This is a genomic window from Desulfosporosinus sp. FKB, from assembly GCF_002196705.1.
Classification (GTDB): Bacteria; Bacillota; Desulfitobacteriia; order Desulfitobacteriales; family Desulfitobacteriaceae; genus Desulfosporosinus.
On the sequence record NZ_NADJ01000031.1, the window covers coordinates 1 to 23,370 of the forward strand.

Sequence of the window (23,370 nt, forward strand, 5' to 3'; positions counted from 1 at the left end):
CCCGTCCGCCACTAAGATCTTTCTAAGTAAACTTAGAAATCTCTCCGTTCGACTTGCATGTGTTAGGCACGCCGCCAGCGTTCGTCCTGAGCCAGGATCAAACTCTCCAAAAAAGTTATCTCAACTTCTCTTGAAGAAGATGATATCTTGCTCATGATTTCATGATTCTTTTGAAACTCTTGCGAGTTTCTCTCATTGGCTGTCCTTGTTGTTTAGTTTTCAAAGACCAGTAATATAATTTATTAGCTGATAAGATAACAGATCTCTTGTCAAGCTAGATTTCAATCATACCATTAATGACCACAAAAGTCAATATCTATTTTAGATCCATCTAACTTGAATTTCTTTTGTTTTACTTCAGCTCACAAATTACCAAGCGAACATTGACTAATATACCATACTTATATTCACTATTTCAACTATAATAATTCAATGTTTCTTAGGTTTTATAGCATTAATTATTATATATGCTCTCATATTCTCGGCATAGGTAAGCGTATCGCCCTTTTATGTTTTTTGTTTCTGTAGCCCAGATAACAATGCATCTTATGAAAAAGAGTCCGACTTCTGTTAGTCAGACTCTCAATCCTTAAACAAGTAGAAATAACTCTACAGCAATATCCATAATATGATCTTAATCAATTTGTCTTAATTCAGATATCTAACCAATTCTAAGCTATCTCAACATCCGCTAAGACAAAATTATTCTTCGCTATCGGCATCTAGAACACTCTCGTCTCGCGGACGCATGGTTGGGAAGAGGATTACATCTCGAATGGACGCAGAATCCGTTAATAACATGACTAACCGATCAATACCAATTCCCAAACCTCCTGTCGGCGGAAGACCATATTCCAAAGCTTGTACGAAGTCCTCGTCCAAAATGTGTGCCTCGTCATCTCCCTTGGCTCTTTCTGCAGCCTGGGCTTCAAAACGCTGCCTCTGGTCGATAGGATCATTAAGTTCCGAAAAAGCATTAGCAAGCTCACGCCCAAATATAAACGCTTCAAAACGATCCGTATATTCCGGATGTTTGGCATTACGCTTAGCTAAAGGAGAAATTTCAACAGGATGCCCAGTAATGAACGTTGGTTGAATCAAATTGGGTTCGACAAAAGCTTCAAAAAACTCATTAATAATTTTTCCACGTGATGTTCCTTCATCAACTTGAATTCCCTTTTCCTTAGCTATCTCTTGTGCCTGCTCATCTGTTACAATCTCGCGAAAATCAACGCCTGAATACTCAAGAATACCCTCTAACATGGGTAATCTGCGCCAAGGCGTTTTAAACTCAATAGCTTGTCCTTGATAAGTTATCATCGTCGTTCCGTGAACCTTTGTAACAATATAGGAGATCATCTCCTCAGTTAGTTCCATAATATCTTCAAAATTTGCATAGGCCTGATAGAGTTCCATCATCGTAAATTCAGGATTATGTTTGATCGAAATTCCTTCATTACGAAAGGTTCGGCCAATTTCAAAGACTTTTTCAAATCCCCCGACAATAAGACGCTTTAAAGGAAGCTCCAGAGCAATCCGCAAATAAAGATCGATATCAAGGGTATTATGATGAGTGATGAAAGGACGAGCCGCCGCTCCCCCTGGTATGCTGTGCAGAGTTGGTGTCTCAACTTCAAGAAACTCTTTCGCTTCAAGATATTCTCGCATGCAGCGAATAATCTTGCTCCGTGTCACAAAAACTTGACGAACCTCAGGATTCATAACTAAATCCAAATACCGCTGGCGATAGCGTGTTTCTACATTAGTCAGTCCATGGAATTTTTCCGGAAGAGGTCTCATTGCCTTAGAAAGCAACTTGACATCTCGTGCATGAATCGAGATCTCCCCGCGTTTGGTACGAAATACCTCTCCTTCAACTCCAATAATGTCCCCAACATCAAATTTGGAAATCAAATCAAAGGGAGTCTGGCCTAAATCATCCTTGCGCATATAAATCTGAATCCGTCCACTTAAATCTTGACTGTGGACAAAAATAACTTTTCCCTGATCTCGTTTGCTCATAATTCTGCCGGCAATGCTAACCTTCTGACCTTCAAGATTTTCAAAATCATCCAGAATTTCTTGAGCTTTATGAGAACGAATATAGCGGTCTGCATAAGGTTCCAGACCTGCTTGGCGGAAAAGATCAAGCTTTTCTAAACGTATTCGCCAAAGGTCGTTAGTATTATCCATCTTAATTCCTCCATCATTTACTCTTATCTTATCAATTTTACCAAATATAGACGCAGTTAAACAAGAAGAATCAAGATTTTGAACGTAAAACCAACGATCATTCATCATTTTGGCTGCGTTTCCCATAATATGGCTATCTTAAGATCAATAAACAAAGTGCAGGATCTGTATTTGATTAACCATACAGAAACACTGCACTCTGCAAAAAGCTTATTTTTTCTGTCCTAATTTGATAATGGAATTTAAGAATCCATCTCCATCAGAATGTTCCTAATCCTTACTTGATGTCGAGGATTTGATAGTGTAGAATCCCCGCCGGTACATTAACTTCCACGATAGATCCTTTTGTTTGACCCAAAACGGCTTTTCCTACCGGAGACTCGTTCGAAATCTTATTTGTACCCGGATCTGCCTCTGCTGATCCGACAATATAGTACTCTTCTTCGTCTCCATAGTCAACGTCTTTTAAACGCACCTTTGCACCTAAAGTTACAACATCCGTTCCTTCAACCTCATCAATAACCCGTGCATTCCTGAGCATTTTTTCCAGGGTAATAATTCGACCTTCGATAAAAGCTTGATCATTCTTAGCATCGTCATATTCAGAGTTTTCGCTAATATCGCCAAAGTCAATGGCTTGCTTGATCCGCAAGGCAACTTCCCGACGCTTTACTGTTTTTGTTAGTTCTAACTCTTCCTCAAGTTTTTTGAGGCCTTCCAAGGTCAGAATGACTTCTTTTTCAGGCATAGTTTCTCGCTCCCTTTTCTCGTCCTACGCATTGTGCTATTTATAGTACTTTGCACTTTCTAACAGCCTTTAGCGTACTTCATTTAAACCAGGAACTGTAAAAAATAATTCCTCAAATACATTACTCGTTATTATAAGGACCTTGCAAAATATTGTCAAGGATACCACATTCCCTCTTAGCGAGCAATGTTCCCATAGTTTTTCTCTCTTTGACAAAATCTATTCTCCATTTTGTAATATTCGACGCATGATGGTTCTCATTTCATCAGCGGATCTTGTTTGCATAATAATATCTCTGAATTGTGCCGCATTTCGTACTCCTTTGATATACCAAACAGCATGTTTTCTCATTTCGTTAAGACCAATATGTTCGCCCTTATAGCGCAGCACTCGCTCGAAATGTTGCATGGCTACCTTAATACGTTCTTCAAGGACTGGTTCAGGTAATATTGTGCCGTGTTCAAGGAAATACTGAGTTCGGGGAATAAGCCAGGGGTTTCCTAAAGCTCCGCGGCCGATCATGACACCGTCACATCCCGTCTCCTCGATCATTCTGCGCGCATCTTCCGGACAAAATATATCCCCGTTGCCAATAACAGGGATTTTGACTTTGCTCTTAACGTTCTGGATCCAGGCCCAATCAGCCTGTCCCGAATAAAATTGTTCTCGAGTTCGGGCGTGTAGAGTTAACATTTGAACTCCCACAGCCTCAAGCCGGCGAGCCATCTCCAAAGCCACGATTTCATCGTGATTCCAGCCAAGACGAATCTTTACCGTAACCGGAATACTAACAGCCTTTACGACAGCGTCCGCAATAGCTTGTGCCTGCGGCAAATCTCTTAGCAGGGCCGAGCCCTCACCATTTTTAGTGATTTTAGGAGTAGGGCATCCCATGTTAATATCAATAACATTTGCGCCGGCATCTAAAGCCAAAATTGCTGCCTGAGACATTGTTTCCGGATCAGAACCGAATAGCTGAACAATCCTGGGCTTAGGTTCATCTCTCAAATCTAACATGCTCAATGTTTTTGAATTACGATAATTCAATGCTTTGTCGCTGATCATTTCTGTCCAAACAGTTCTTCCGCCTAAAGCACATACCGTTTCGCGAAAGGCCTTATCCGTTACTCCTGCCAAAGGTGCTAAAAATACAGGAACTCCAAGGTTATAGTTTCCTAGATTCATATTCATTCCTCGACTAATTATTTCTGATTTCGTTCATAAATGATTAATAACCCTTCGAGAGTCAGAAAAGGGTCCACTGTTTCAATGGTTTCAGATTCATGAGAAATCATCTTCGCCAACCCGCCGGTTGCTACAACTTTAGTTTCCGATCCTAATTCCTCTTTCATTCGTTTAACAATCCCATCGACTTGGCCTGTAAAACCATAGTATATGCCAGATTGCATTCCGGCAACTGTATTTTTAGCAATTACAGAAGTAGGTTTTACCATCTCGACCCTTGGTAATTTGGAAGCGCGCAAAAAGAGGGCTTCCGTTGAAATCCCAATCCCCGGCGCAATAGCTCCTCCCAAATATTCTCCCCGTTTGGAAACAACACAAAACGTTGTTGCTGTACCAAAATCTACAATCACCAGGGGACCGCCGTATTTGGCATAAGCTGCAACAGCGTTTACAATCCGATCTGCTCCTACTTCCCTTGGGTTATCATAAATAATCGGCATGCCCGTTTTGATCCCCGGCCCCACTACAAGCGGTTCTACGCCAAAATATTTTCGGGCAAGCGTTTCTAAGGTCGGCATAACAGGCGGGACAACGGAAGAAATGACAACAGCAGTTATCTCCTTAAAGCTTAAGCCACTAAAGTCAAAAAGATTTTTAATCACAACCGCATACTCATCAACAGTTCGAGACTTTTCGGTTGAAACTCTCCAATGATGAGTCAATGTCCTTTCATCGTAAACCCCTAAAACAATATTCGTATTTCCTACATCGAATAGAAGAATCACACTACCACTCCTTTTGCCTAACGATCTAAGGCGTTTTGGCGCCGACGAACGACTTCTTGGCCAACCCAGACTGCAATCCCGGCCTTAATCAAATCCCCCATAAAAAGTAAAGGGACAAATCCGATCGTCAGAACACCCACTATATTTGTTGTTTGATGCAAAACCCAATGTAAAATCACATAAAGATAACTTAAACCGAAGAGATATAAAATGATGAGGCCTGAGAACACACCAACAATCGCCCGCCAAAGGCTTCCTTCACGATAAATGCGCCCCACGGCATAAGCCGCCGCAACATAACCAACCAGAAAGCCAAAGGTAGGTTTCAAAATATATCCCAACCCCCCGAAGGGCGCGGAGGCAAAAACAGGCAGTCCAAACAGCCCCAATACCAGATAAACCAGCATAGCCATGGCACCATATTCAGCTCCAAGAATAAGGCCTGAAAGATACACAAAAACCGGAAGTATACTAAAAGGAATCAAGGCAGGTGCCCAATGTACCAGCATACCTGTTAAGCACATTAAAGCCGCAAAAACCGATGACATAGCTAATTTCCGAACATTCATAAATCTCGCCCTCCATTGTAAACTTAATTTATATTTTGAGTTTACAATAAGGGCCGCTGACTTGCAATATATTTCTAATTTATCAATAAGAAATAACTCCTTAAAAATATGCTCCCAGCTTAGATCTCAACTGAACTTCTCCGGCCGAAAACCGCTCCTCACCTTGTTCTGTGCTTAGGAGTAATTCACCATCCTGAGAAATCCCCTTAAACACTCCGACAATGACCTCCTCACCGCGCAAAACCCTTACTTCTTCCCCAAGGCCAACCGCTCGAGCCATCCAGTTAGAACGCAGCTCCTGAAAGAGATTTTCTTCCAGGGCCATAACCTGTTTTTCTAAGTACTTTAAAATCGTGGCCGCTAACCTATTCAAGTCAACCTCGTACCCCAATATTTCCTGTAAAGTTGCAACCGTTAAGCCAGAGCCCAATTTTTCACTTGTAAAATTGGCGTTAATGCCAATTCCTAATATTAAGGTCTGTACCCTATTCCATTCTCCAACAACTTCCCCGAGTATTCCGGTAATCTTTTTGCCATTATAGAGAAGATCGTTGGGCCACTTAATTCCAACCCGCAATTGATATAACTCTTCTATAGCATCCACAATTGCCACACTTGCAGCAAGAGTTAGCTTTGAAGCATTGGCTAAGGACAAATTTGGCCTGATAATTACCGACATCCATAATCCTCCCAGAGGAGACTGCCATTCTCTCTGCATTCTTCCCCGACCTGCATATTGGGTTTTTGCTATAACAACCTGACCATGAATTCCTTCCTCACGTGCTAATTCCTTTGCCTTAGCATTTGTTGATGTCAGTTTGTCCTCAATAGCTAGAACATGCCCCAAGGATATGGTTTCTAACATTTGCTCAATAACCCAGGCATTTAACGAATTGGGAGTTTTACGGAGGCAATATCCTTTTTTGGTATGGGCCTCAATATCAAATCCTTCTTCTTTTAGCTGTTTAATCTGCTTCCAAACTGAAGCTCTAGTGACATTAAGTTGTTGACTGATTCTTTCACCCGATACGTACTCTCCGGGAAGAGAGACGAGAAGCTGAAGAATATCATGACTTGCCATTCGCTTTCGCTCCCTGCTTGATCCGACTAAGATTTTTGTCCATGAATTTCTTCGGAATCAATCTTAGTCGGCCGATTATTCTCATCCACAAAAACAACATCTGGCTTGTAATTATGGGCCTCCTCATCCGTAAGCAAACAATAGGAAATAATAATTACCTGATCCCCGATCTGCACCTGTCGTGCTGCGGCACCATTGAGACAGATCACGCCGGAATGAGGCTCCCCGGGAATGACATAGGTTTCAAACCTTGCACCGTTATTATTATTGACAATCTGTACCTTCTCATTAGGTAAAATATTCGCCTTTTGCATCAAGTCTGAGTCTATCGTCACGCTCCCCACATATTGAAGGTTAGCTTCAGTCACAATCGCTCTGTGAATTTTCGATTTCATCATCATTCTAAACATTCGTTTCAACCTCCACAACGATATTATCAATCAAGCGCGTCGGACCGAATTTTACCGCCAGCGCAATCAGTACTTGTCGATTGATTTCTGTAACTTCCGAGAGATCCTCAGCGTCCCTGACCTCTACGTAATCGATAACTCCTTGACTGTCACGCATAATGGCATTGCGAATAAAATCTTCAATGTCTCGGCCTGAGCGTTTTCCTTGTTGAATCAATTCTGCCGCTTCTTTAAGACTCCTGGACAGTACCAAGGCTTCCTGACGTTGTTCGGGCGATAAAAAGACATTACGCGAGCTGAGAGCAAGACCATCTTTTTCTCGAACAATAGGTACACCTCTGACCTCAATAGGAAGATTCAAATCACTAACCATTCGTCGGATAATCAAGTATTGTTGATAATCCTTTTGCCCAAAAAAGGCTATATCCGGTTGAACAATATGAAACAATTTGCTGACAACAGTGGTGACTCCTCGGAAATGTCCGGGGCGATTAGCACCGCATAATACCTTGTCCAATTGAGTTACCTCAACAAACGTTACCATGGGCCTGGGATACATTTCTTCCACAGATGGGTGAAAGAGAAGATCAACGCCGCATCCTTCCACTAATTGTGCATCCCTTTCTAAATCTCTCGGATAACTTGCATAATCTTCATTAGGCCCAAATTGCAGGGGATTGACAAAAATACTTACAACAACAAAAGCTCCTGTTTCTTTAGCCTTCTCAATTAACGTTAAATGGCCTCTATGCAAGTAACCCATTGAGGGAACAAGAGCGATGGTTTTCCCCCTTTGTTTTTCCTCTTTGATGATTTTACGAAGTTCTGAAACTTTAGCAGTTCTAAGCATACCTTTGTCCGCCTTTCTTACCTTATATTAAACATTAATGTCCGGATAGGGGCTGTTCTAACATTCCCAGCATCGACTTCAACTTAGTTAAATCTTCCGGAGAATAGGTCAATCCTTGAAGAGCCTTTTTGTCTTCTCCGAGCTCCAGAGCTTTTGACCCTAGTTCCCTGTATATTTTCTTGAGCTTCGAGGGCATATGTTCTAAATGGCCTTGTACCACCTTAACATCGCCTCGCGCCACCGGCCCTGTCAAGGCTTGAGGAAGTCCCACCTGCTCCAGATTGTAGAGAGTCCCTCGCATCAAAGGGATTAATGAGGCCAGGGCTTCATCCTCCCGGAATCCAGCCTCGGCAAAAAGTTCCACAGCCAAAGAAGCCAATACTACCAAATAATTTGAAGCAACTACAGCCCCTGCATGATACATTGATTTCTGAGACGCTAAAATGCGATGAGGGATTCCCCCCAAATCGTTGACAATACCTACCCCAAACTCCTCATCATCACCTTCAATTCCGAAATGAGTCCCGCTTAAGATCTCCAAAGCCTTTTCTATGCTGGCAAAAGCCTGGAGAGGATGCAGAGAAAGACAGCGTACAGATAAACTCTCTTTGACCCTCAGTACATTCGAAGGGAGTGAACCTGAACAGTGAATCCATAGCTGTTTTGATTTAATAGAAGGTCTGACACTAAGGTTTTCAGCCACCGTGCGGATTAAGTCATCTTGGGTAGTTATAAACAATCCATCCGCAGTTGAGGCGAGTTCATCCAATGTAAGATGATTTTTAGGCAAATACCGGCAAAAGCGTTCATAAGAGCTGCAACTTCGCGTGTGAACACCAATACAATAGTGCCCCTTCTCCTCTAACCGAAGAGCCAAAGCAGTCCCGACAATCCCTGCTCCGATAATCCCAAACTTCATTCTTTCCCCTCCCTACTCCATTTAGACTACTCTCAAGACTGGTTTTACAACAATCTGCGATGCACTGCGCTGCCTCGCGGCATGAGCGTCTGATAGTGAAAAAAATGCCCTCACCAAGGTGAAGGCACTTTTTTCTACCCTCCGTCTCGGTCCCATGATCCAAGCGGTGTTTGTTCAATAGTATTAGGTTGGTAGGTGTGATTCATTCGTTAACACCAAAACCACCGTACAACTCCTTCGATGTCGTCGGCTAATCTGGTGATTATTTATTCCTAATTATAAAGGAAACACCTTTCCCTCTCCAAAGACCTGACTGATCGGTCTTCCCGAAGGTAAAACAAGATTTGGTGCGATTTCACGCAGGGGAGCCAGCACAAACTCCCGAAACTCCAGATAGGGATGAGGTAATGTCAATTCCTTTGAATCACTAACCACATTATCATAAATTAGAAGATCAATGTCAATCGTTCTGGACCCCCAATGTTCCTTACGCACTCGTCCAAATCGCTGTTCAATTTCTTGACAGACATGGAGCAGATCCAAGGGAGGGAGAGTGGTATCCACCTCAACCACCTGATTCCAATACAGAGGCTGCTCCTGAACCCCCCAAGGTTCAGTTTCATAGATTCGTGACAGTGACAGAATAGCAATGGCGGGACGCTTTAAAGCCGAAACAGCCTCGCTAAGATAGTAGCCTCTGTCCCCAAGATTACTGCCCAATCCTAAAAATGCTTTCATACTGTTCCTCCTGCCGGTCGCCAAATCTCCACGGAAACATCTCGAAAAATGCCGGCAACCGGTGCTTGGGGCTTATGTACTTCTACCCGAATAGATTTGCAATTAAATTGGGCCAAAACTGCTTGGGCAATTTTTTCCGCCAAATATTCTATCAACTGATGTTTATGATCCTTCACACAAGTTTTAATAACATTATACACTTCACCATAATGAATAGTGTCCTGAACTTGATCTGAATTCCCCGCCCGGCTGAGATCCACAAAAAGATCAATGTCTATTATGAATTTCTGCCCAAGAACCTGCTCCTCAGGCAGCGCCCCATGATAAGCATAAAACTCAAGGCCTCGAAGGTGAATAGCATCATGCCCCGACATAATTAACTCCTCTCTGTCCTCGTACGATGGCATCCGCCATTTCTACAGCTCTGCGATTCTCTTGAACATCATGAACCCGTACAATGTCTACTCCGGCAGCCACGCCAAGAATGCTCGTTGCCAGCGTCCCTTCCAAACGTTCATCAACTGCTAGATCCAACGTTTTTCCAATCATAGATTTGCGGGATGTTCCCAATAGTACGGGATGACCTAAGGTCTTGAATTCTGCTAACCGGGACATAACCTCAAGATTTTGCTCCAGGGTTTTGCCAAAACCGATTCCCGGGTCTAAGATAATTTGGTCTCCCGTTAAACCACAGGCTTCGGCTAATCCAATACTCCGTTTTAAAAATGTCAGAATATCCCCCATTAAATGATGATAAGTTGTTCCCGCTTGATTATGCATAATAATTACAGGGGCTCGATAGTCACCAACAACTCTTGCCATTTCGGGATCTTTCTGCAGACCCCAAATATCATTAATTATATGGACTCCAGCTTCAAGGGCCTTAGCCGCCACCTTTGCTTTGTAGGTATCAATGGAAAGCGGTAAATCAACACGTTCCGCTAAAACTTTGAGAATAGGCTCCAAACGCTTCCATTCTTCATCCTCACTAACTTCAAGATGGCCTGGACGGGTGGATTCTGCCCCGATATCCAAAATATCCGCCCCTTCAGCGGCCATTTGCTCTGCTTGAGCTATTGCATCCTCAAGATTATTATATCTCCCTCCATCGGAAAAGGAGTCAGGTGTTACATTTAAAATTCCCATAATTAAGGTTCGTTCTCCAAGTCTTAATTTTTTACCACGGCAGTCTAATATTCTGGGTTTAGGAGGTTCAAGATTTACCAGCAAGTTCCTTAAATCATGACCAATTTGCTTCAATCCAAAGGGTTGGGCTAAAACTTTTGTTGAAAGCCTCTCAAGCTGCCGAACCGTTCCAAGCAGCATAATATCTGTCGTCTCAATTTGGTTTACAATCACATTACGATGGACCGCCGCATCTCCGCCCAAAGAAAGCATCTCTTGCTTTAGAATATGGGCCACGCGCAAGGGCACCTGCTCTAGTTTTATTCCCCGCCCCAGTCCTTTTCCGGCCATATGAGCAATTCCCGCAGGATCTGCGCCAATTTCTTTTAAGGCCATATTGGCCTCTGCCAGATTATCCATACTAACCCATCTCATGCCATAGCTTTGCATCTGTTAAACCCTCCAAATTAATACGTAATAAGTCTCATTGCTTGATTATATTTATAACATTGTTTTTGTGTTCGGCAATGGCGGCAGTCTCTTGCCCAATTATCAGCTAAAGCCAGAGCATTACCCAGTATACTTAGGCCATCTGCGCAGTGTTGGCGATGTTCACGTATTCCCTTAAGAATAATCGTGATTTCTTCACGATTAAACTTACAAGCCTCAAGTATCGGCAGTGCCAGTTTAGCACTCGCTTCGGCGTGGTCTTCTCCGCTTTGATACTCCACCCATCGTCCTATATCATGAAGAAAGGCAGCGGCATAAACAATTTCTTTAGTAAGAGCATGACCATCTTGCTCTAAAATATAGGCATAAGCGATACGAGCGACACTTATCCCGTGATCAAAACCATGCTTACAGAACTCCCGATTTTTTTCTAACTGATCAATTGTCTCCTGATAGGCACCATAATCCCGATGATCCAAGAGCTGATTTATGCGAGCCATCGAATGTAGTATTTTGACCCACTCCCTACCTTCAATCAAGATAACTGGTTATAAAGAAGGTAAGCCTTGGGAATTCACCCAAGGCCTGCCTTCACATACTTCTACCATCAGTAACTTCACCTTGATCGAATTATTCCAATAATACTTTAAATTCGATAAACTAAGTGAATTCCCTTCTCTATAAAGCCATTAATTCTCATAATTCGGAAATCATTAAGGAACTATCGGTTTTGCATTTTTGAAGGTGTATGAACCTTTGAAGGAGGGAATCGTTAGGGTTTTTCGAGTAATACTTACTATCTGTCCATTCTGTTTCAAAGCAGGTGCTTCCACTTTAGAGAAATAATCCAGAAGAGTGTCTTGATCTCCAATGGCATCCAATTCATAAGGGACTCCTTCGACTCGATTAATCGGAACTTGGTTTATGAGAATTGTCGAACTCCCGCTGAGCACAATAGCTGTTGTACTCACAATTCGTTGTCCGTTCACACTAATTGCTTCAGCTCCAGCAAATTTCAATGTATTGACCATCCTGGCAATATCCTCAGTACTTACAGGAAAGAGCGTGTTTTTACCCCGATCATCTATGCTTATTTGTATACCTGGACCCTCGACAGCTTGTGTCCCCTCAAGAATCTGTAATTGCTTCAGTCGATCCAGCAATTGAGGATCAGTTCCAACTTTTTTGCGCGCTGTATCCAACTCCGTTAATAAATTCTGATGTTCCTTCTGAAGTTGGGCATTTTGAGCCTGAGAATTATCTAATACTGATTTCATTTGGTTTAAACGCTCAGCACTAATTTGTTCTGCGGCAGAAACATTTTTTTGAGTGTGTACCTGTAACGAGACGAGGAAACCTAAAGCAATAGCTACCATTGTAACAGGGAGGGCTAGACTTCTTTTCCAGCGATGCATCATGTTCCCTCCTTAACTGGTTGAGCAAAGCGATATGGCTTCAGTTTTCCGGCTGGCAAGATTAAATTTTGCTCGCTCTCGAGTTTTCGTGTAATCCCATACTGTTGTTGAAAATCCCCCAGTCTATCCCATCCATAAAACTTGAGTGCCGCAGTAAGATTATTCTTATCACCAATCGCTTCAATGACATAGGGCGGCATTTGTCGCGTGCCATTAATTTGGATAAAAGAACCCCCGCAAAAGACTTCAGTATTCGAGGTTACACGCTGCCCGTTAACTGCAATAGCCTCTGCCCCGCCATTCCATAGAGCATTAAAAACCTCCCGGATATATTGCTCATGAATATAATAATTGTTTAGATCATCTTGACCCTGGACCGTTCGCTTTGAATCATCAAGGGTAATTCGTATCCCCGGTCCTGAAACGGCTACCAGGCCGCCATTCATTTCAGCTTCTTGAAGCTGTTGATTCGCTAAAGACGAAGCGCTTTGCCCTTGAGCATATTTCCCAAGTTCTTGCCGCAGCTTATCATTTTCCACTGAAATCTGCTGATTTTCAAGCTCTGTTTGAACTAAACTCGGTACAGCAGTCTCTTGCCCTATAGATTCCTTGCCGGCAATCCCATGAGCCTTGAGCAGCATTACAAACAGAAACCCAATTAACACAGACCCTAAACCTAGTAAAGATCGTTCCCTAATCTCCAACTGCATATCATTGCCACCTCCAAAAAGAGAGCAAATTTTTAAAAAGGACACCCATCAGGGCGTCCCTATTTGTATACAAAAAGTATAAATCTTTAAGAGCGCAAACGCAACCTACATTGATCAAGGCAATTCAGCAAGATTTCTACTCGCTTAACCAATCTTCCCCGGCTTTGGTATAGTCGACAAGCTCTTCGGGTTTAAAATAAAGGGCAATTTCACGTTCGGCACTCGCAACAGAGTCCGAACCATGTATTACGTTGCGGCTAATGTCCATTCCATATTTACCCCGAATTGATCCTGGATTAGCATTAGCGGGATTTGTGGCTCCCATCAGCTCTCTTGCCAAAGCCACAACATTCTTGCCTTGCCAAACCATAGCAACAACAGGCGAAGACATAATATAAGCCACGGTTGGTTCGAAGAACCCTTTGCCCTTGTGTTCTGCATAATGAGCTTCAGCCAAAGCACGATCCACTTGGATCAGCTTTAGTCCAACGAGCTTGAATCCCTTGTCTTCTAACTTAGCAATAATTCTCCCGACCAGCCCGCGTTGAATGGCATCCGGTTTCAACATCAGGAATGTTCTTTCCATACATAATCTCCCTTCACTAATAATCTTTATTCAATCTTATTTAACTCTTCTTCAAGGGTTTGTGTTGGCAGATCTTCTGGTTCCTTTTCCAAATTGATCGTTATGTCCTTTGGGGCTTCATCTGCAGGCTTGGCAAATCGAGCCATTATTGAAGCAAAACTGTTTACATCTAAAGTTTCTTTTTCCATTAAAGCTTGGGCAATAGCATGGAGCTTGTCAATATTTTCCCGGATTAAAGTTTGAGCCTTCTGATAACAGTCATCAATAATACGACGAGCCTCTTTGTCTATAGCATAGGCTACTGCATCGCTGTAACTGCGATCACGAGAGATATCTCTTCCCAGAAAAACTTGTTCTTCTTTATGTCCGAAGGTCAGAGGTCCTAATTCCTCAGACATCCCAAGTTCAGTAATCATTTTACGCACAATACCGGTTGCACGCTCCAAGTCGTTAGAAGCTCCCGTACTTATTTCATGCAGGATCACAGATTCAGCCACACGTCCGCCCAATAACATCGTAACCTGATCGAGCAGCTGAGATTTTGTCATATAATTGCGATCTTCTTTAGGAAGCAGGAGGGTATATCCACCGGCTCTCCCACGCGGGATTATGGACACTTTATGCAAAGGATCAGTATGAGTAAGCAGTTCTCCAAGCAATGCATGTCCGGCCTCATGATAGGAAACAAGTTTCCTCTCAAAAGCACTCATGACCCGAGTTTTCTTCTCCGGACCGGCAATAACTCGTTCAATCGACTCCTCGATAGTTTGTTGGCGAATTTGATTCTCTCCCCTTCGCGCGGAAAGAAGGGCAGCTTCATTAAGTAGATTTGATATATCGGCCCCGGTGAAACCAGCAGTTCGACGTGCTATGACTTCCAAATCAACTTCATTAGTAATAGGCTTGCCTTTAGCGTGAACTTTTAGGATTTCTTCACGCCCCTTTACGTCGGGGGCATCAACAACGATCTGCCGGTCAAAGCGACCAGGGCGTAAAAGAGCAGGGTCTAATACATCAGCCCTATTCGTTGCCGCAATAATGATAACGCCGTCATTTCCGTTGAAACCATCCATCTCCACGAGAAGTTGGTTCAAAGTTTGTTCCCTCTCATCATGGCCGCCGCCTAAACCGGCGCCCCGCTGCCGCCCGACAGCGTCTATTTCATCGATAAAAACAATACATGGCGCACTTTTTTTAGCCTGTTCAAACAAATCACGAACCCTCGAAGCGCCGACTCCGACAAACATCTCTACAAAATCAGAACCACTTATACTGAAGAACGGGACACCAGCCTCCCCGGAAACAGCACGTGCCAGTAATGTTTTACCAGTCCCCGGAGGGCCGAATAATAATACTCCTGTAGGAATCTTAGCCCCTAATTCGTTAAACTTTTTAGGGAACTTTAGAAACTCAACGACTTCTTGCAGTTCTTCTTTAACCTCATCAGCACCCGCAACATCGGCAAAGGTTACTTTCTTCTTGTCCTCACCGACAAGACGGGCCTTACTTTTTCCAAACTGCATGACGCGATTGCCGCCGCCCTGACTTTGCTGCATCATAAAGAAAAACAGACCCACGATAGCGAGAGTTGGCAGAAGCGTGGATAAAAGCCCAACCCACCAAGGCGACTCAGTCGGTTCGGATAAATTAAGCGGAACTCCATGGGATAACAAATCAGAGGCAAGCTGTGGATCATCGGCATAGCCAACCACATCGTGCTTCGTATCGTCTTTTAATGTAACCGTATACTTAATGGTATTGTTTTCAATGATACCCGAAACATCTTTAACTTGGTTATCTACTACATCTCTTTTAAATGTAGTATAGTCCATTCCCACGTCTTTGTTCACGGGAGGGGCCGACCATTTAATTAAAACAATTGCCATAAGAATTATGAGCACATAAATTGTTGCGTTCTTAAAGACCTTCAAATATGGTCCTCCTCTCTAGTTGGCAAACCGCTTAATCTTACAAAGCAATTCCACATATTATACCATGCTGAATTTCCTTTTACAATGAATTCAAATTAGAGCTCCCGGTTTGTAGCTATAATCATGCAGTATACTTTTGGGGAGTGTTTCTGCGGCGGCCACAATCCGCTCTGACGAAGACCCGGAATCCAGAGCACCTCGTCTCCAACGGCAACAAGCGGAAAGTTACTCCTCTTAGAGGCAGAAATTTTACCCTCCTGAAATACCTTTTTTAAAGCCTTGTGCCCTACACCCGGGAACCACATTTTGTCGCCTTGTCGCCGTGTTCGACACACAAGACGGCCATGTGTTTGCATCAATAACTCTTGATCGAAGATTGCCACTTGGTTTTCGGAGTCTTTCAAACTTTCCTCCGCTAATTTGAATTCTTTTTCTGTAAAAAACATAATCTCAGCCTCATAACCAGGGATTTTGATCCGCCTTCCCAGTTCTAAGATGATGTCCGAAATTAAAGGTTTAGAGTCCTTCTCTATAGACTGGACTTTATTGCAAAACCATATACCCTCTTCATTAATTTTTACAGTCAAACCCGGCAGATCTTGTCTCCATCCCGGCTTGCCTTGAGAGGACATAATCTTGGTAATGTAAGCATAGCTTAACCCCCTGCGTTCCCGGGTAACTATCATTGCCGCGTGTCGCAGCAGACGCGAAAGAATCGCAGCCGGTTCAGCAAAGGCCGCTGGCTTTAAGCCAATCGCTTGTTGGCTTTTCAAAACATATACATTCCAAGCTTTTTCCACTTGCTGAGCTAAATAATCCTCATCCCAGCGCAGAAGTTCCCCCATCCTTCCCAAGGCTTCCTGAAGCCTTGGATTATACTCTCTCTCCAACAACGGTATTAGTTCCAAACGAATTCGATTTCGGACATAAACCGGCTGCTGATTCGTCTGATCGATGGCATAAGGTAACCTCTCCTGCTCACAGTATTGGAAAATATCTGCCTTTGTAAACGTCAACAAGGGACGAATTATGGAGTCTCTTGACGGATATATACCTGCTAAGCCGGCAGCACCGCTTCCTCTCAGTAGGCGATAAAGAATAGTCTCAGCTTGATCGCCTAAATGGTGTGCCGTTGCTAAAAGAGTACATCCATCTTCTTGCATATCCTCCCGCCAACGAGCATACCGCCACTCTCTCGCAGCTTCTTCAAAGGATTGCCCCATGGCTTGAGCATATCCAAGAGAGTCGAAACGATGAATCCGGCAAGGAACTTCCCATCGCTCTGCTATTTCTCGAACAAGTTCCAATTCCTGATCCGATTCTTTCCGAACCCCGTGATGAACATGGGTAATAACGAGTGAAATTCCCTGAGCAGGATCTCCCCGCATATATCGCCAAAGTATATGCCCTAAAGCCATAGAATCAGGGCCTCCCGACACAGCGACCAGCAATTTTGTGTTTTTCGGAATCAGATTAGGCAATATGTAAGTACGCAATTCTTCGAACATCGTTGATTCTCCGCTCTGATCAGAAACTCTTATTAAACAGTATAACCTTAACATTCTCTCCGAATAAACACAACGCCATACTTCCATAAAACTTTCGTTTAACGAAAAAATTATTAATAATTATTAAGGTGTATCCTCTAAAATTTTTCAAAGCCTTCCGGCAAATTGCAGGATGTCGAAGGAAAAGACCCCGATTTCTCGGGGCCAGATATGTTTCGAAGCCTATTGAGTTATTCCCCTTTGTTTTAGAATAAACCGCTGACTTTACCTGTTTTGGTATCAACATCGATTCTTCTGTAAGCGGGATCAGATCCCGTACCGGGCATTAAGGTGATTGTCCCTGCCATTGGGCAGAGGAATTTTGCACCGCCATATACTAAAATGTCACGAATTGGTAACCTCCAGCCCTGAGGAACTCCTTTTAATGCAGGATCATGGGATAAACTTAAATGGGTTTTTACCATCATCGTGGAAAAGTCGGCATAGTGGGGATCTGATTCAAACTTTTTAGCTTTAGCTTCTGCCTCCGGAGACCAATCGACACCGTCTGCACCATAAACCTCTTTAGCAATAAGCTCGACACGTTGACGAAGCGGCATTTCAAGAGGATAGAGACATTTGAATTCTGACGTTTCCTGACAAGCATCCATGACCGCGTCTGCTAATTCCAGAGCGCCATCGCCGCCTTCGAGCCAATGGTTGGAATAGGCGCAGCGTGCCCCAGCTTCTTTCACGATCTTCTTAACCAAATTGATTTCAGCTTCTGTATCCGTGTAGAAGCCATTGACGCAGACTACTGGCACAATGCCCGATTTTTTAACAGTCTTCAGATGATGAAGTAAATTGGCACACCCTTTTTCCACAAGTTCGAGATTTTCTTGCACATATTCTTCCGGAATTGGACGTCCAGGTATAACAGCAGGCCCGCCTCCATGCATTTTTAAGGCACGGATTGTTGCCACGAGGACGGAAACGTTTGGTTTCAGACCGCCCAACCGAGCCTTGACGTTCCAGAACTTTTCAAATCCAATGTCTGCAGCAAATCCGCTCTCCGTAACGTGATAATCAAACATCTTAAGTCCTATGCGGTCTGCAATAATCGAAGACTGCCCAATAGCAATATTAGCAAAGGGACCGGCATGAACCATAACAGGCTGCCCCTCAGCGGTATAGCAAATTGTTGGATTTATCGTATTGCGCATCCACGCAGTCATTGCACCGTCGACTTCCAGGTCCTTGGTAGTTACAGGTTCACCTTTCTTGTTATAGGCTAAAATAATATTGCCAATCCGTTCTCTTAAGTCCGGAAGATCCTTGGCAATTGCTAAAATGGCCATTAACTCCGAACTTACTGCAATTCCAAATTTTGATTGCATTTGTAAGCCGTCTTTCTTTCCGCCAATCCCTATAATAATATTTCTTAACCCTTGAGCCGCAAAATCAATAACCCAGCCCATTTCAACATTTTTGGGATCTATGTCCAGACGTTTTAAGCCTCGTTTGGCAAGTTCTTCATCTGTGTAGTTAGCCTCATGCTGCATGCGAGCATTAAGAGCAACCATTGCCAGATTATGGGCATTCATAATATCATTGATATCACCGGTTAAGCCGAGAGAAAATTCGGTCATAGGAATCAGCAGAGCATTGCCGCCGCCAGCAGCAGTGCCTTTAATGTTCATGGTCGGTCCTCCGGATGGCTGACGAATTGCGCCCCCAACCTTAACACCCCGTTTAGCAAGCCCCTCAATCAGCCCTAATGATGTCGTTGTCTTTCCTTCGCCAAGAGGTGTGGGTGTAATTGCTGTAACTTCAATATAATAACCGTCGGACTTGTTTTTGAGACGTTCCATTACCTTCAAAAAATCAACCTTCGGCGTTTTCCCATAAGGAATCAATTCGTCCTTTTCAAGGGATAGTTTTTCTACCAATTGATCAATAGTGGGCATGGTCTTTTCGGCTTCTTCGGCAATTTGCCAATCTTTGAGTTTTGTTGCATCCCAAGCCATAATAAATCCGCTCCCTTATTATAATTTTTTCTTTCTGATTGACAGTTACAGAAAGTTTTACCAACTGGTATAAATCCGATTTCGCAAAATATCATAATAGTTTGATTCGACATACATTTCTGATTTCCTGCCGCACAAATAATTATATATGTAAATAATTCTCATTCATTCCAACAATTTTTCCTGATGACGAGAACTATTCCATCATCCTCTAATACTCCCTCCGAAAGCCGTCTAGCCTCATTACTAATTAAATCCGCCAGTTCCTGTGATTTTAGCGAAGCAGGTTGTTTCAAAATATCCTGAATCCAGTCCGCTCCTTCTTTCAAAACATCTTGCACTCCGTCGGTGATTAGGACAAGGGTTTCCCCTCCTTGCATCTCTTCATCAATTATTGGAATTTCGATTTGATTCAATATTCCCACCGGAAGGCCCGAGGAAACAAGTCTTTTTACCTCCTCAGAGGTAATGAGGTAAGAAGGCGAAGCTCCTGCTTTAATTAATTTTAAGTTCGATGATTCCAAATCGAGAATTGCCATATCAATCGTTACAAAACTCTCTTCAGGTGAACGCAATACCAGGATAGAATTTAAGGCTTGAATTGAGCCTATCGGATCAAAGCCCGTAGTGAGCAACTGTTCTAGAAGAGCTAAAGCTGTTGCGCTCATTTTTGCTGCCTTCTCCCCCACTCCCATTCCATCACTTAAAATAAAAGCATGCTGGGTTGATGAAAAAGCAATCGAAGCATAATTATCTCCGCTTAGTCCGTTGCCCGATTTCGTGAAGGCAGCAACTCCGACATCAAGAAAATTGCGCCGCCGTCGTGCTAAATTTGAAGGTTTTACTACTTCCCAATTACGTTGGGTATGAAGCTCCTTAGCGAGATTCCCTATGACCTGAGAGACATTCAGAAATTGCCGCGATAAAGCCTCCTGATTGAGGACCAAGCGCCGCCGCCAGGTCTCCTGATTCTTTTCTTGTTCCAGAATAAATTGAACCCCTAACAACATCTCTTTGAGCCGGCCGCAATGCCGCTTCCACTCAACCGGTAAAGATTGCAGCTTAACGTCAGGCTCATTTTCAACGAGCCTAAAGAGTTCAAAGAAAATATGATAGGTTTTATAAAATTCTCTCTTCCAGCAGACGTCAACTGTAGGACAATTATAACAAACACGTTCAACCAAAACATTCATAAGTTCAGGGACTTCCTGCCGTGTCTCGAAAGATTCCGTTTCTGCGGCCTGATAACTTAACGCAATTTGATCGAAGATCTCTGCCATAGCTTTTACTTTTGAAACTGTTGTTTCAACTTCAGGTATAACCTTAGGTTTCAGGAAATCTCTTTGCGGCGATATGCCCGGCCAGAGGAAAAAGAGAAATAAACCGACAACCGAAGAGATTAACTGGGAATAAACCGCATCCTGGCGCAGAAAGACGGTTAGCATCAACATAACAGCAATAAATGCCGTTCCAAGTCCAATTTTTCCGAACCTCCGAAAAGCTCCTGTACAGAAACCTGCCAGCCCATAAATACCGGCAGCCATTAAATTTTCATTGCTTACGGTCAGCTGCGGCAAAAAGCCCAGGATAGCGCCGACACCCGCTGAAGTACCAGCTCCGTAACGTTCAGATACAAATAAGGTGAAAAAGCTCATCAACACAATGGAAAAGTTTATCTCCCTTACTTGAACCCCCTGCAGTCCACTAATAATACCAACAAGAATGATCAGCCAGGCTATTCCTTGCTCACGTTGAAACTCTCCCCTCCAAATCGCCTCTTTATGCCTCATGGCAAACCAAATAATAATTGCAAAACCACCCGCTAAAATACTCTGAAGGCCTACTAGAAATAGGGCATAAGTGTCCGGTTTTGACAAACTCACAGCCAAAGAAGCAACGATTGCCACCATTACACCGGTAGTAAGAATCAAATAGGTTCCCTCATGTCTTTTCTTACGAATGAAAGGCAGCAACACGGACATGGCTGCTAAAATCACAATGATTTGAACCACGAAGGACACATCGTTTAATGAGGTTATACCGAGAGAAATTGTCCCCAGTACAATCCCTAATAAACCAAACAAGGTCCCACGCTCGCCAAGTAAAATGACAGCAGCACCGAAGGCAATTCCAAAGGGATGGAGGCCTAAGATTGTGCCCCTCGCTAAGCATCCGCCAAAAATAATAGGCAGAAATGTGCTTTCCAGAGAAATCCCGCTGCGCAGACCTTGGTTAACTTTTAAGGTTGCCCACTCAGCCATAATATCACCTCTTACCTTTTTATGGTAATATTATAGCTTAAAGGATTAGCAAAGCTTGTCTACTATAGTCAGGCGTTTAGAACAACTTTCGACGTCATTCATAGATAATCTCTTCACGACTGCGCCATATGCCCACGGTCTCTTAAAAACGCCAGCATTTTCAAATCTTCTTGCCGTTCCTGCCTTCTAGTATAAGAAAAACCGCCTTGCGGCGGTTAGTTCCTAGTATCTGCTTGAGCCTCTGCCTCCACGTTTGGATTCTGTGGCCCGGCGAAATTCTGTCTGACGTTCATCACTATCTTTAATAAACTTGGCCAATTTATCCTCAAAGGATACCGTTGGCGGAACTCGGCGTTCACGACTAGTATTGCGAACAGTAGGATTAGCTTGTTTAATCGAGAGACCGATTTTACCCTTTTCATCGACGTGAATGACTTTTACCTTAACATGATCCTGTTCCTTTAAATAGTCCCGAACATCCTTGACATAAGCATCAGCAACTTCCGAGATATGTACAAGTCCGGTTACCCTATCCGGCAATTCAATAAACGCTCCAAAGTTCGTGATCCCGGTAACGACTCCTTCAACAATACTGCCAACGTCAACGGCCATACGAAGTAAACTCCTCCTTGTGATGATCTATCTATACATGGTTATATTATATGCAGTAAATTTCGTAACTGTCAAGGTTTTCAAAAACAATGTTACTTACTAATTTTTGGGAGAGATGAGAATTTCGCCATGCTTAACAAGGCCTAATTGTTCCCGGGCTAATTGTTCAATATAACTGGGGGTATTTAATTGAGCAATCTCCTCATGAAGTGACTTTTCTTGCTGCGTTAGTTCTGCTTTTTCTTGAGTCAATTGATTAATCTGCTGCTCAATTGAAACATGAAGTTTCCAAAGCTGCCAAGCAGAACTGCCAACCCCTAGAAAGACAAGAAGCAAAAGGGCGAGTGTTCCTGGCCGAAGATGAGACTTTTGTCGTTTTTGCGGTTTAATCTTCTGATAAGATTTCTTCATCCCAATCTGCTCCTCCCAAACCAAGCTCTCCACTTGGGATAATGCATACGATTTCATACCCTTTGCTGCGGGCACGATTTAGTAAAGTGGCTACAGAGCTTGAACTAAGTTGAAGCTGCTTGGCGATGGTCTCCAAAGATTTCCCGCTTTCTTTAAGGATCACTGCTTGACGTTCACGAAAGCTAAGTTTTTCCAAGCCTCTGATTTCAATCTGCACTGCGGCACACCCTTGCTCAATAGTTATACACATTATGTGGATAACTCTGTGGACAAATCTACTACAAAACAACTACAAAGAATTTACAATCGGTTATACAACTCATTATAGCTACTCCTTAGGAACGAATCAACCCCTTTGGAAATTTTTACCCATTGGTCCTAGGGGGCCATAATTGTTTCCACCACTCCTTTATAGTGATTTGCAGGTTTACCAGGGGCCGGTAAATAATATGTTCTCCAATACGGAAACAAAGCAAACTAAACCAACATAAAATTGCATAGGGTGGGCGCATAAGAAGAACGAGTCCTCGGACCGGGATCATAATTCCTCCGGCGAAAAGCTTTAAGAGTGCGGCAATTAGTTGAAAAAGTTTAAAATAGCCTTTTGTAAGATAGCTGCTGAAAATTCTCAAATATAAGGCAAGGCCCAAAAGGCTGCCCCAAACATTATAAAACCTGAAGGCCAGTGCATTTGCTCTAAAAAATAATCGATATAGGATAACCAAAGCAATAAGAGAAAAGAGGATATCTCCCAGGAACGTTACGACAGGCCCCCATTCCTGCCAACGCCTGAACGTGCGAAAAAAATCAAACACTACTCCGACCATCAATCCTGCTGCAACAACCCAAAAAAAAGCCATAAATTCCGAGATAGTCT

Annotated in this window: 24 protein-coding genes and 1 rRNA gene; all 25 read right to left on the bottom strand. The window is 43.1% G+C overall.

What is annotated here, in order from left to right; genetic code table 11:
• Positions 1-113, bottom strand: a 16S ribosomal RNA gene (locus tag B5Y67_RS09830); the annotation flags it as partial.
• Between the two features lie 589 nt (positions 114-702).
• Positions 703-2,193 (bottom strand): lysine--tRNA ligase, encoded by a 1,491-nt coding sequence (gene lysS / locus B5Y67_RS09835; RefSeq protein ID WP_088226350.1) that lies wholly within the window; start codon positions 2,191-2,193, stop codon positions 703-705.
• A 277-nt stretch (positions 2,194-2,470) separates the two neighbouring features.
• Positions 2,471-2,941: a transcription elongation factor GreA gene (gene greA / locus B5Y67_RS09840; protein WP_088226274.1), complete on the bottom strand. Its 471-nt coding sequence runs from the start codon at positions 2,939-2,941 to the stop codon at positions 2,471-2,473.
• Between the two features lie 219 nt (positions 2,942-3,160).
• Complete coding sequence (gene dusB / locus B5Y67_RS09845) at positions 3,161-4,126, bottom strand: tRNA dihydrouridine synthase DusB (protein ID WP_088226275.1); 966 nt, start codon at positions 4,124-4,126, stop codon at positions 3,161-3,163.
• Between the two features lie 17 nt (positions 4,127-4,143).
• Complete coding sequence (locus tag B5Y67_RS09850; RefSeq protein WP_088226276.1) at positions 4,144-4,911, bottom strand: type III pantothenate kinase; 768 nt, start codon at positions 4,909-4,911, stop codon at positions 4,144-4,146.
• A 17-nt stretch (positions 4,912-4,928) separates the two neighbouring features.
• Positions 4,929-5,480, bottom strand: coding sequence for a biotin transporter BioY (locus B5Y67_RS09855; RefSeq protein WP_088226277.1), 552 nt, complete (start codon positions 5,478-5,480; stop codon positions 4,929-4,931).
• A gap of 100 nt (positions 5,481-5,580) precedes the next feature.
• The gene (locus B5Y67_RS09860) at positions 5,581-6,561 is read right to left on the bottom strand and encodes a biotin--[acetyl-CoA-carboxylase] ligase (protein ID WP_088226278.1); all 981 of its coding nucleotides are present in this window, start codon (positions 6,559-6,561) and stop codon (positions 5,581-5,583) included.
• Between the two features lie 26 nt (positions 6,562-6,587).
• Complete coding sequence (gene panD / locus B5Y67_RS09865) at positions 6,588-6,971, bottom strand: aspartate 1-decarboxylase (RefSeq protein WP_088226279.1); 384 nt, start codon at positions 6,969-6,971, stop codon at positions 6,588-6,590.
• A complete protein-coding gene (panC, locus tag B5Y67_RS09870; RefSeq protein WP_088226280.1) occupies positions 6,964-7,821 on the bottom strand; it encodes a pantoate--beta-alanine ligase in 858 nt (285 codons plus the stop codon). Before panC ends, panD begins: the two co-directional genes overlap by 8 nt.
• Before the next feature lie 34 nt (positions 7,822-7,855).
• Positions 7,856-8,740, bottom strand: coding sequence for a Rossmann-like and DUF2520 domain-containing protein (locus tag B5Y67_RS09875; protein WP_088226281.1), 885 nt, complete (start codon positions 8,738-8,740; stop codon positions 7,856-7,858).
• Positions 8,741-9,016: 276 nt separating this feature from the next.
• A complete protein-coding gene (gene folK / locus B5Y67_RS09880; RefSeq protein ID WP_088226282.1) occupies positions 9,017-9,478 on the bottom strand; it encodes a 2-amino-4-hydroxy-6-hydroxymethyldihydropteridine diphosphokinase in 462 nt (153 codons plus the stop codon).
• On the bottom strand, positions 9,475-9,852 hold the full coding sequence (gene folB / locus B5Y67_RS09885) for a dihydroneopterin aldolase (RefSeq protein ID WP_088226283.1): 378 nt from the start codon (positions 9,850-9,852) through the stop codon (positions 9,475-9,477). Before folB ends, folK begins: the two co-directional genes overlap by 4 nt.
• A complete protein-coding gene (gene folP, locus B5Y67_RS09890) occupies positions 9,839-11,053 on the bottom strand; it encodes a dihydropteroate synthase (RefSeq protein WP_088226284.1) in 1,215 nt (404 codons plus the stop codon). Before folP ends, folB begins: the two co-directional genes overlap by 14 nt.
• Before the next feature lie 17 nt (positions 11,054-11,070).
• Positions 11,071-11,553 (bottom strand): HD domain-containing protein, encoded by a 483-nt coding sequence (locus B5Y67_RS09895; protein ID WP_088226285.1) that lies wholly within the window; start codon positions 11,551-11,553, stop codon positions 11,071-11,073.
• Positions 11,554-11,766: 213 nt separating this feature from the next.
• Complete coding sequence (locus B5Y67_RS09900) at positions 11,767-12,468, bottom strand: DUF881 domain-containing protein (RefSeq protein ID WP_088226286.1); 702 nt, start codon at positions 12,466-12,468, stop codon at positions 11,767-11,769.
• Entirely contained in the window at positions 12,468-13,178 is a 711-nt protein-coding gene (locus B5Y67_RS09905; protein ID WP_088226287.1) for a DUF881 domain-containing protein, read from the bottom strand. The genes B5Y67_RS09900 and B5Y67_RS09905 overlap by 1 nt, the downstream gene beginning before the upstream one ends.
• Positions 13,179-13,314: 136 nt before the next feature.
• Positions 13,315-13,764, bottom strand: coding sequence for a nucleoside-diphosphate kinase (gene ndk, locus B5Y67_RS09910; RefSeq protein WP_088226288.1), 450 nt, complete (start codon positions 13,762-13,764; stop codon positions 13,315-13,317).
• 26 nt (positions 13,765-13,790) lie between these two features.
• Complete coding sequence (gene ftsH / locus B5Y67_RS09915) at positions 13,791-15,695, bottom strand: ATP-dependent zinc metalloprotease FtsH (RefSeq protein ID WP_088226289.1); 1,905 nt, start codon at positions 15,693-15,695, stop codon at positions 13,791-13,793.
• Positions 15,696-15,790: 95 nt separating this feature from the next.
• Complete coding sequence (gene tilS, locus B5Y67_RS09920) at positions 15,791-17,203, bottom strand: tRNA lysidine(34) synthetase TilS (RefSeq protein WP_088226290.1); 1,413 nt, start codon at positions 17,201-17,203, stop codon at positions 15,791-15,793.
• A gap of 245 nt (positions 17,204-17,448) precedes the next feature.
• Positions 17,449-19,209, bottom strand: a complete 1,761-nt coding sequence (locus B5Y67_RS09925; protein WP_088226291.1) for a formate--tetrahydrofolate ligase — start codon at positions 19,207-19,209, stop codon at positions 17,449-17,451.
• A gap of 161 nt (positions 19,210-19,370) precedes the next feature.
• Positions 19,371-21,470 (bottom strand): SpoIIE family protein phosphatase, encoded by a 2,100-nt coding sequence (locus tag B5Y67_RS09930; RefSeq protein WP_088226292.1) that lies wholly within the window; start codon positions 21,468-21,470, stop codon positions 19,371-19,373.
• A gap of 222 nt (positions 21,471-21,692) precedes the next feature.
• Complete coding sequence (locus B5Y67_RS09935; RefSeq protein WP_088226293.1) at positions 21,693-22,082, bottom strand: S1 RNA-binding domain-containing protein; 390 nt, start codon at positions 22,080-22,082, stop codon at positions 21,693-21,695.
• Positions 22,083-22,181: 99 nt separating this feature from the next.
• The gene (locus B5Y67_RS09940) at positions 22,182-22,493 is read right to left on the bottom strand and encodes a septum formation initiator family protein (RefSeq protein WP_088226294.1); all 312 of its coding nucleotides are present in this window, start codon (positions 22,491-22,493) and stop codon (positions 22,182-22,184) included.
• Positions 22,468-22,710 (bottom strand): sigma factor-like helix-turn-helix DNA-binding protein, encoded by a 243-nt coding sequence (locus B5Y67_RS09945; protein WP_088226295.1) that lies wholly within the window; start codon positions 22,708-22,710, stop codon positions 22,468-22,470. Before B5Y67_RS09945 ends, B5Y67_RS09940 begins: the two co-directional genes overlap by 26 nt.
• 148 nt (positions 22,711-22,858) lie before the next feature.
• Entirely contained in the window at positions 22,859-23,353 is a 495-nt protein-coding gene (yabQ, locus tag B5Y67_RS09950; protein WP_088226296.1) for a spore cortex biosynthesis protein YabQ, read from the bottom strand.
• Positions 23,354-23,370: the final 17 nt, after the last annotated feature.